Annotated in this window: 10 protein-coding genes and 1 pseudogene; all 11 read right to left on the bottom strand. The window is 25.9% G+C overall.

The window, feature by feature from the left end; all coding sequences use genetic code 11:
* Positions 1–79: 79 nt before the first annotated feature.
* The gene (locus B5E75_RS02690) at positions 80–844 is read right to left on the bottom strand and encodes a hypothetical protein (RefSeq protein WP_241146608.1); all 765 of its coding nucleotides are present in this window, start codon (positions 842–844) and stop codon (positions 80–82) included.
* 155 nt (positions 845–999) lie between these two features.
* Positions 1,000–1,176 (bottom strand): IS66 family insertion sequence element accessory protein TnpB, encoded by a 177-nt coding sequence (gene tnpB / locus B5E75_RS15035; protein WP_087357256.1) that lies wholly within the window; start codon positions 1,174–1,176, stop codon positions 1,000–1,002.
* Positions 1,173–1,508, bottom strand: coding sequence for an IS66 family insertion sequence element accessory protein TnpA (gene tnpA / locus B5E75_RS02680; RefSeq protein WP_087357255.1), 336 nt, complete (start codon positions 1,506–1,508; stop codon positions 1,173–1,175). Before tnpA ends, tnpB begins: the two co-directional genes overlap by 4 nt.
* Positions 1,509–1,861: 353 nt before the next feature.
* A pseudogene (locus tag B5E75_RS02675) lies at positions 1,862–2,182 on the bottom strand (ATP-binding protein); the annotation flags it as partial.
* Between the two features lie 686 nt (positions 2,183–2,868).
* Positions 2,869–4,341 carry a flippase gene (locus B5E75_RS02670; protein ID WP_087357253.1) on the bottom strand — a complete coding sequence of 491 codons (1,473 nt, stop codon included), beginning with the start codon at positions 4,339–4,341 and terminating at the stop codon, positions 2,869–2,871.
* Complete coding sequence (locus B5E75_RS02665) at positions 4,341–5,210, bottom strand: glycosyltransferase family 2 protein (RefSeq protein ID WP_087357252.1); 870 nt, start codon at positions 5,208–5,210, stop codon at positions 4,341–4,343. Before B5E75_RS02665 ends, B5E75_RS02670 begins: the two co-directional genes overlap by 1 nt.
* Complete coding sequence (locus B5E75_RS02660) at positions 5,207–6,058, bottom strand: beta-1,6-N-acetylglucosaminyltransferase (protein WP_087357251.1); 852 nt, start codon at positions 6,056–6,058, stop codon at positions 5,207–5,209. The genes B5E75_RS02665 and B5E75_RS02660 overlap by 4 nt, the downstream gene beginning before the upstream one ends.
* A gap of 3 nt (positions 6,059–6,061) precedes the next feature.
* On the bottom strand, positions 6,062–6,976 hold the full coding sequence (locus tag B5E75_RS02655) for a glycosyltransferase family 2 protein (RefSeq protein ID WP_087357250.1): 915 nt from the start codon (positions 6,974–6,976) through the stop codon (positions 6,062–6,064).
* Complete coding sequence (locus B5E75_RS02650; protein ID WP_087357249.1) at positions 6,973–8,151, bottom strand: hypothetical protein; 1,179 nt, start codon at positions 8,149–8,151, stop codon at positions 6,973–6,975. Before B5E75_RS02650 ends, B5E75_RS02655 begins: the two co-directional genes overlap by 4 nt.
* 4 nt (positions 8,152–8,155) lie before the next feature.
* Positions 8,156–9,136, bottom strand: coding sequence for a glycosyltransferase family 2 protein (locus B5E75_RS02645; protein WP_162607623.1), 981 nt, complete (start codon positions 9,134–9,136; stop codon positions 8,156–8,158).
* Positions 9,129–10,283, bottom strand: coding sequence for a beta 1-4 rhamnosyltransferase Cps2T (gene cps2T / locus B5E75_RS02640; RefSeq protein ID WP_087357247.1), 1,155 nt, complete (start codon positions 10,281–10,283; stop codon positions 9,129–9,131). The genes B5E75_RS02645 and cps2T overlap by 8 nt, the downstream gene beginning before the upstream one ends.
* Positions 10,284–10,299 lie beyond the last annotated feature (16 nt).

Here is a 10,299-nt window from a genome sequence, read left to right as displayed (position 1 = left end):
AAAAACATTATCTTCAAAAATAAAACAAAAAACATCCTAAATAAGAGGTTATCTTCTCTATTTTGAAGATAATCTTTTTTTAGAGATAATGCTTAGGTTTTCTGACTTGTGCAGGCATAATAGCTGTCATATAATGATTTCCAAAATCAGAATACATATCTGTGAGAATGATTTCTCCTTCTTTAGGATGACTGACAACACCTGTTTTAAGATTGTCACATACAATTCTGACTGTTGAACCACCGAAGTATTCAAACATATGTTTATTACAGTTAATCCATGTATTCATTTTCATATCCTTGGTAGGTTCCACATAAGAATATTGAGAAAATGGTAAAGTTGCGACAAACAGATAAACTTTAACCAATTCACCAGTAGAAGGAACCATGTAATGCATTGTAGGCCCGGACCAATCAATTTCTGTACGAATCCCGGGTTTGTGTTCAATGTGGTTGGTATAGTTGTGTCTTTCGACATGTTGAGCATAACCTCTACAATATTTTGAGTAACTTACTGGATATTTACCATCCTTAGCACTCAAGCAATATTCTTTCCATAATAGTTTTAAGTTAACACCAGGCTTAGACAATTCTTTATGAACATAGTCATAATCCACTGCTAAATAAATGTTTTCAGATTCGTACATTTCAGGGAAAAATAATTTACCCAACTCATCATCTGAGTACTGATCAATAGTACTGACATCAAATTGAAGCACCTCCATTCTATGTTTTGTTTTGGATGAGGTATGTTTACTAATATGATATTGTTTGGATATCGTATTGAGGGATATGCCTCGATCAATCAATTGTAAACATAGTCTCAAATTGAATTTTACAGCCATAATAAAAGCTCCTTTCATATAATATTAGAGACAAAGTCTCCAACATTATAATAATATAAAAAAGACCACCTATAATATAAAAGGTGGTGCAGTTGCGTATATTCAATAATATCATCTCAGTGGTGTAGTTGTTAAAATTGGTGGTGCACTTTATGCTATTGATGGTGCAGTTCATTGCAAATAATCACACAAAAAAGGAATACAGAATTAGAAAAGGGATCAAGATTAAAATTGTGTTGAACAATGGCAGATAAACCATCGATTTGTTTACGCATATCTGTATAGCCAACAGCTATGTAGATATGTTCAGCTTTTGAAATATCTCCAATCATAATAATGATTTCAAAAGAGGTTCAACAGATGAATAGGGAGTATTGGAATCAAGTTCTATTTTAATACCACCTTTGATAATCAATATTCTTTCATTATGACATTCCTGTTTGTCAACAGGGATAAAAGCAACCTCATTTTTAAGTTCAGTTTCATTGTTTATATGATCACACAAAATCATTTTAATCTTTTGCTGATATCTGTAATAAGTTGATACCTTAATATTGTTTCTTTCGCAAAAATCTTGAACAGACAAATCACTCTCTTTACATTCCTTGATTTTCAAACACCAGAACTTATATTTTTCATTTTGGTTTAATTCATGGATTGTCATATAGTCTCTCTTCCTTTCTTTATAATTCTTAGAGAATATAAAAACTATAATATAGTTTTGGTAGTCTCCATATTCCATATTATAGTTCATTGAGTTCTATATTTTTATCCACTATTTTATTTGGCGCTTACGAATAATCAATATTCTTTGATCAGCTCAGCTATTGATTATTTCACGTTCTTCAACCACTTAATTCACAACATCAGCACCAGTAGTAGATAATTGTAGCACCACCTGTGCAAATGAATAGCACCGCTCAAAGGCGGTGCCCGTTTTTATTCTCTGTTCATATTTGAAGTAACTTCTCTCATATTGACGTCACCTACATTAATCATAATAGAGTTATGAATAATTCAATCCTTGATTACATCTGCATGTACCCCTCCACCTAATCGTGTATGCCAAGATTCTATTTTGAATTGCGTACAAAATATAGTTGATTTATTTTGATATCTTCTTTCCACAAGTTCAAAAATAAATTCTATTTCTTGTTCATTCATAGAGTTTATGAGCCATTCATCTAAGATAAGCAAAGGACACTTAGCATATTTATTGATGAGCTTATTTCGTCCTCTTTTTAGTTCTGCTTCTTCTAACTGGACAAACAAATCAGATATTCTTATATAACGTGTAGTTATTCCATCACGACAAGCTGCTTTACCTAGACAGTTTGCTAAAAATGTTTTCCTCTAGTGTAAAGCTTTATGTTATGGTAATGCAGATATTGTTTGCACATTAGGAAATGCCATATACAAGAAAGCAAAAGTTGTAAAGTATATAAGGTTGCTTTTTTTATTGTTTGAATTGGATCAAGCAATACGAAATGGAAAATATAAGCCAAAATTAAGATTATATACAAGAGATGAAGTTCTTATTATTGATAAATTTCTACTTAATCTAACAACTTAGGAACAACAGTGCGATATTTTTAAACTGTTAGAATTAAGAAATGATAATCATACAATAATTATTGCTTCACAATTCGCACCAGATGGATGGTTTAAAAACTTGGTGGTGAACGAATAACAGATTCAATATTAGATTGAATCATCAATAGTTCTTATAAAATATTACTGGAAGGTACTTCCATGAGAGAAGAATATTCAAAACTCAAATTGCTAAGAAGCCAATCTGCATGGATTGGCTCTCTTAACGGATGATGTGGCTCTCATATAGCGAACATAGTGGCTCTCGCCACCCACCATATACATCATCTTCTTAGTGAAATACTCAATTTGTCAAGAGAGCTAGTCAACATGAATTGATTTCATTGTTATTTCAATTTTGAATGTTTTTTCTTTATAAAAATATCTTTTAATAATATTCTATAAGTAAAAAATAGGTTATATTTTTCATAAGTTTATGATTTATGTTTTTTAATCATTAATGTTTTAATATTATTAACATTTTCAACAACTATTTTTTCTTTAAATATCAACAATAACAAAAGATATATACCAAAATATGCTATAGATGTATAAATCAATCTTAAAATGATCAATTGATATTCTAAGGATGATATCAACATATATGGTAAATATGCTATTATTGAAGATAATAATATTTTAATAATGTTTTTATTTATAATACATGGTTTAACAATTTTATATAAAACTTTAAAATGTACTATGACAACAGTTATTTCAGCAACAAGAGTTCCAATTGCTGCACCTGCAGATCCCATATATGGAATTAGTAATGAGTTTAGTATTAAGTCAATAATTGCACCTAATATTGCACCTATAACAGTATATTTATTATTCCCTAAAGGAATTAATAATTGCCAAGCGGTAATACTGCTAATACCAATAAATACTATTGAAGGAGTTATTATTTGCATTGTTAAAATTGCATTATTATAACCATCTCCTGCCAAAAAATTAATAATAGCATCAGATTCAGATGTAAAGTATATTGCGAGTGGCATAGATATTAAAAAAATAAAAGAAAAGGATTTCTTAATTATATTTTGAAATTCTATTTGTAACTTATTTTTTAGATAATAAGCAACTCTAGGCATCATGACACTCCCTAAAGCCGTTACAATACTTACTAAGACATTCTTTAATTTAACCGCAGCATTATAATAACCAACTTGAATATCACCGCTCATAAAACCAAGCATTACGACATCTAAATTTGTATAGATTGTTGTAGCAGCAGAATATAAAAATAGCATAATAATAGGTTGTAAATGTTTTCGAATATTATAGTTATTATATCTGTGAAATGATATACATCTGGGAAGCCTAATAATGTTTAAAATATTTGAACCATATGTTCCTATAACATTAATAGCCCCATAAATAATAAAATCTTCTTTAGTATGTACAAAAGCAAACATAAGAATTATCGATATTATTTTGAAAGCTATATTTCTGAATGTTATATAATCGTATTGTTCAATTGCTTGATAGAACCATTCTACACCTAATGATCCCAAAAATATGCTTATAGATGTAATCCATAATAATATTCTATCTTCTTGAAATTCAGGAACTAAAAACATTAAAATTACAAATAAAATATAAGAGATACACATACAAATGATATTTATAAATAATAACTCATGTACCGTTTTATTTAATTGTTCATTATCATCTCTAATTTCAGCACAAGCTTTTACTCCATATGTTGGAATGCCTAATGTCGCAATAAGTACAAAATAATTAATTACAGATGTTGCAAATGCGACTTTTCCATTTCCCGTAGCTAATAAAACCCTTGAAATATATGGAAAGGTAATCATTGGAAAGATAAATGAGGACATTTTTAAAATAATATTCATTAGAAAATTATATTTAGTAGAATGAATCTTATATTTTGATGACATTATTTTTTTCTCCTTTTTTTAAAAAAGTCTAGAATTGAGAATTCAATAATCGAATAGTAAATAACAAGCTTTGTAAATATTTTTTGTAAAATATTTATGTGATAGTATGTCTTTAATAAATAATACATTGAATTATCTAAATTGTGCTTCATTTTTACTTCATTGAAATTTTTTTCATATTTATGATCATGAATATAATAATAATTTGTTAAAATAGCAATTTTATAATGATGATTTTTCAAACGTTTTGATATAATATCCTCCTCGTAATAAAGGAAAGTATTTTCATCAAAATAATTGATATCTATTAATGCTTGAGATTTAAAACACATAAAACTACCCCTTACCACATCTACATACTTCATATTGATTGAAGAATCGTTAAACTCATAATGGAAAAAATCATATTTTTTTCTTCTATATAACCAAAGACAATATAAAGTTGATTGAAGATAATTTTTTTCTTTCCAACAGGATATTTCTTCATAGCCATCAATGTTTTTCATTCTTAACGAAATCAATCCTAAATTTTGATTGTCTTTTAGAGCATATAAACACATTTGGAGTGATTGTTCATCAAAAATTGTATCTGTATTAGCAAATAAGATATACTCAGGATTATATTTATGTATTGCAAATTTCGCACCATAATTATTTCCATATGAAAATCCTCCATTTTTTTTACTTTTTAAAACAATAATTGTATCATCGCAATTTAAATGATTAGTTAACCAATTATATGACTCGTCTGGACTACAATTATCAACAATAATAATATGATTTATACAATCAAAATTTTTACATTTCTGTGCTAAACTTAATGCTCTCTCTTTATCCATGTAATTAAGTACTATTAAAGTGCAATTCATAAATATTTTCCTTCTTTATATAACATTTTAATTAATTCTTTACTTTTGTAATCATCAAATTTTCTCGCAAACAATGCTTTGGATTTTATAACCAAGTGATAATCTTCTAAAGTAAGTACTTTAGGCGAAGAAATATGGTTCTCATCCCAAATTGTAAATCTAAGATTATTATTTATAACATTAAATTGATAATTTGAGTTTAATATTATTGTCTGTAAAAATATTTCATCAACACAATAACCAAATTTAAAATTTTTTTGTATTTGTTTTTCTTGCTCAACTATATAATTAGCTAATTTATGACTTATGCTAAACCAGTTTGCCCCTTTAGCATATATATAATTAGAATTAATTCTATTAATTTTAAAAATTATTTGCAGTTTTACAATACATTTATTTAAAAAATAGATTATTTTATTTTTAGAATATTTTTGTAATAAATAATAATATTTATATCTATCTTCAAAATTACTACAAGGTTCTTGCACTATCTCTATAAACTCAGTATCTAAATTTTTCTCAAAGAAATTATATATATCTTGAGCATTTTTTAATGGTAAATCAACTCCGCTTAAGAGGTGAAAAAAAGTATAATCTTTTTTTAGTGCTTGTTTTATAAGATTAATTTCTGCTTGAATTTGGGAGTAATCACCCCAAGATATATTAATTCGATTAATCCAATAGATATTAGAATACTTAGTTATATTTTTGAATTTTGAAAAGGGAAAATCAACTTTTTTATCTATTAAAATGTAAAAATCATGATACTTAAAATCAAGTTTTTTTAATAATAATTTTAATATTTCAAATTGGTTATGTGCGATAATCAAATATGCATGTTTATTCATTGTTTAATATCCTTTCAAATATTTGAGAAAAATAAAATAAATTTTTAGAAATGTATACCTTTGTTTAAACCATAAAATTAACATTATTTTTAATCTTAAACTACAATTTGATAAAATTGATTTGAATTGTTCCTTATTAGGATTTGATAAAAACCAATCAAAACTTTTGGTTATTTCATAAAAAGAGAGTATTTTATTTGATAGACTATTACTTTGTATTGTTAATATTTCGGATGTTTGAATTTGTGATAACTTACTGATTAAATAAATTAATTGTATTGATTGAGTAATTATTTTTTTGCTTACAGTGTTACTTAGACTATCTTCTATATTGCTATATTTATACTTGTTTGAAGTCATAAAAGCAATTTTTTTATCTTGATTATCTAGCAAATAATTTATATTAAATAATAAATCTTCACCAATTGATAAATCATGATGAAAATACGTTTTAATTAATGCTTTTTTGTATATTTTGCCCCATGGAGGATTAAAGATTTCATATTTATACCATGAATTAAAATTAGAAATTAATTCTTGAATTATTACAATGTTTTCTTTTATATTTTCATTAGTAGAAAATATTACATCGCAATTATGTTTGTTAAGTTCTCTCATAAAATCTTCTAGATAATCTAATTCAATAAAATCATCTGCATCTATGAAACAAATCCATTCACCTATACTAGCTTTTATTCCAGTATTTCTTGCCGAAGAAACCCCCATATTTTTCTGATATATATATTTGAATCTGCTATCATTTTGGATTGATTTTAAAACGATGTTAGCAGAATTATCTGTTGATCCATCATCAACAAGAATACATTCAAAATCATTAAATGATTGTTTTTTGATTGAATCAATACACCTTTTAATATATTTATCTTTGTTATATATTGGTACAATTACGGATATCACTTTGTTTCACCCTTTTTCATTTGAAAATTAATCTTAATAGTGTAAAAAAGTAAGAAAAATAAAATCCACGCATAAAATGTTGTTAAACTATGAGAAAATAACATATTTATAAATAAGAAAAAAAATACAATCAATGAAAATAAATTATTATAAATCTGTCTCCAGTATGCATAAATAAAAAATGCTAAAACAATTGGACCAGTTTCAATATAAATTTTGACAAGATCCATCTCAAGGTATTTACCCTCTCCTAAAACATTAGATAATATATTTGTACTACTTCCATATCCATTTAAAAAATGACTATTGGCTTCAACGATAGAAAAATACCATTGTCTACCAACAGTGAACTTTTCTAAATTAATAGAAAAAAGGTCCATTAATATTTTAGAGTTATGTCCTTCTAATAACCATGTATAAAAAACTGTTGAAACAAATAAAATAGCAAGAAGTATATATATAATTTTTTTTGGTATTACTAAATCTTTAATTTTAAGTAAATTAAAAATAAACAAACAAATTGCAAAGAGTACGAGTATCCTTTTAAAAGTCATTATTACAAATAAAAAACTAATATAATAACACTGATTTGTTGTTACAATAAAATTGTTTTTTTGGTCTGATTCTTTAAAGTAAGAAAAAAAGCAAAAACAAAAAACAGATACATCTGCAAAAATATATGATTCAAAAGGAGAATATGAGTTTAAAAAACTAATCTTTAGTACATCATTTACTGATATATTAGAAATAGCTAATTCAATGAAATAGGCTATCAAAGAAAAGAATAACAACAACTTTATATAACTAATTATTTCATTTAATGTAAAAATATTAATAATACAAAATGCACAAGAAGCTGGTAATAATATATAGATAATTTCTATAATTGTTCTAAAAGAAATAAAGCTATGGTTCATTATAGCAATTATCAACGACACAAAAAATAGTAGAATTGATAATAGTAATATATATAAATATTCTCTTTTTAATTTAAGTTGTATTTTATTGTAATATATATAAATACAATCTAACAGTAAATTTAATAAAAATAATATGTATTTTAAATTATCAATTGAGTTTGTAAAATTAAAAATTTTAGTGAAAATAGAATAAAAAAATGCAATGAAAAATATAGTTATAAGTATTTTTTTTGAAAAAAATATTCTTTTTAACATTTAATCACCTTTTCTTAAATAAATTATATATAAAAATATAAACTCTATATCCAAAAAAAGAAACAAGAGAACCTAATCTATTCAATTTACGTGCTTTTGTATCTAAAAGTACTTTTATTCTATATTTTCTAATATATTTCCACACAAAATAAAGATATTTTTTATTATTCTTCACATTAGTTTTACTAATTAAAATCACCAATGTACTACATTTACTATATATATATGATTGAATAGGTTTAATTAAGCTTGAAAAATTATGTTCTTTAACATATTTTAATATATCTAATGCATTATAAAGCATATCCATATCTTTTTCCTTGAAATTTGATTCAGTTATACTACCAGTTCTAATTCTATAATTTAGTAATACGTCTGGTAAATATACTATTTTATCTGAATTAAAAATTAATTGAGGTAATGTAATAATATCTTCATATAACTTTCCATATGGAAAGTTTATTTTACAAAAAAGATTGGCTTTATATAGTTTGGCAGTTACAGAAATTGAAATATATTTTTGGTATAAGATATATTCCATAGCTTCAATAGGAGAAAGTATCATTTTTTTTCCAGGTAATAAATCATAAGAAATATTTCCTAATTCATCAATTCGTCTATAATTAGCTATCGATATATCAGCATTATTTGAAATTAATGAATCAAATAAAATTTTTAAATAATTTTCATCAATATAATCATCACTATCAATAAAAGTAATATATTTTCCTATAGATTTTTTAATACCATAATTTCTGGCATCTGATAAACCACCATTACTTTTTTTATAGTATTTGATTCTTGAATCTTTTAAAACATATTCTTGGCATATTAAAGACGAGTGATCAGTAGATCCATCATCAATTAATAATAATTCAAAGTTACTAAATGATTGTTTTAAAATACTATTAATACATTCAGCTAAGTATAATTCAACATTATACACAGGGACAATAACTGATATTAAATTATTATGTTCAGCCATAAATAACTTCCTCATACTTTCTAACAATATAATCCCAACTATATTCGCTATCAATTCTCTGTTTAGCTTTAATAGATAGTTCTTTTAATTGATCATTGTTGATATTTTCTAGTCTATTGATTAAATTGGCTAAATTTCCTTCTTCCTTATTCCAATAGACTGCACCATCTTCTCCTACCTCTTTATTGAATCCTACATCTAGTAATAGATTTAAATCTGTCGTTGCTAAGGCTTCAAGTAGGGATGGATTTGTTCCTCCTACTTCATGTCCATGTAGATATCCATATGCGTTCTCTCTTATTTTCTTTAAAAGTTGTTGGTCATAGACTGTTCCAACAAACTTGATTCTTTTATCCTGATCAAAATGTGTTTCGTTCTTCAATGTTTCATAGAATTTATTCTGTTCAACATTGGTAATTAATACAAAATCTTTTTTTGTATTAGACTTCATAAATTCTTTAATCATTGTTTCGTAGTTGTTTTCTGGTACGAAACGTCCAACAACTAAATAATATTCTTTTGCTTGTACACCTTTTTCCTTATACCAGTTAAGTAGCTTCTCATCATCATCTTGCAATATTGATTTTGATGTATCAGCTCCATAGGCAATGAATGTTGTCTTTGGAGAATACTGTTTATAATCTTCCTGAATATATTTTTCAATATTCCTAGAATCACAAATCAATAAATCAGCATGTTTAACCATCAGTTTTTCTGATAGTTTCCAATATTTTCTGATAAAATAATTCCATTTTGCTCGTTTCCATTCATGACCATCTGGATTGACATAAACTTTACAATTGAGTTTATGTAACTGCTTGACATATTTGCCAACAAATGGTCCAATTCGACATGCTAGAATATAAACTACAGCATCATCAATATTGTTATCCTTGATATATTTGACACAGTATTTCAATGCAGCCAAATCATAGTAGACAGCTTTTGCTGGTCCAATATTCGGAACCTTGACATTGAAACAATGTGCACCATGATATTCAGTTTCGTTATCATTGTCACTAAGACATGCGACATGGTATTTAATTTCTGTATTTTGCTGTCTGCTGACTAGCTCGTCTACGAATGTTTCAAAGCCACCATAGTTGGCTGGTATCCCTTTTGAACCTATAATGAATACATTTTTCAAAATGATCTCCCTTTCC

This window comes from Massiliimicrobium timonense (genome assembly GCF_002160865.1).
Classification (GTDB): Bacteria; Bacillota_I; Bacilli_A; order Erysipelotrichales; family Coprobacillaceae; genus Allocoprobacillus.
Note: the sequence above shows the minus strand (reverse complement) of the source record. Positions and strands in the feature narration are given on the sequence as shown.

Excerpts from the sequence above, each read along its gene's own strand:
- B5E75_RS02670 (WP_087357253.1), bottom strand. The coding sequence starts at position 4,341 with ATGTCATCAAAATATAAGATTCATTCTACTAAATATAATTTTCTAATG.
- B5E75_RS02650 (WP_087357249.1), bottom strand. The coding sequence starts at position 8,151 with ATGTTAAAAAGAATATTTTTTTCAAAAAAAATACTTATAACTATATTT.
- B5E75_RS02645 (WP_162607623.1), bottom strand. The coding sequence starts at position 9,136 with ATGGCTGAACATAATAATTTAATATCAGTTATTGTCCCTGTGTATAAT.
- tnpB (WP_087357256.1), bottom strand. The coding sequence starts at position 1,176 with ATGATTGGAGATATTTCAAAAGCTGAACATATCTACATAGCTGTTGGC.
- tnpA (WP_087357255.1), bottom strand. The coding sequence starts at position 1,508 with ATGACAATCCATGAATTAAACCAAAATGAAAAATATAAGTTCTGGTGT.
- B5E75_RS02665 (WP_087357252.1), bottom strand. The coding sequence starts at position 5,210 with ATGAATTGCACTTTAATAGTACTTAATTACATGGATAAAGAGAGAGCA.
- B5E75_RS02660 (WP_087357251.1), bottom strand. The coding sequence starts at position 6,058 with ATGAATAAACATGCATATTTGATTATCGCACATAACCAATTTGAAATA.
- B5E75_RS02690 (WP_241146608.1), bottom strand. The coding sequence starts at position 844 with ATGGCTGTAAAATTCAATTTGAGACTATGTTTACAATTGATTGATCGA.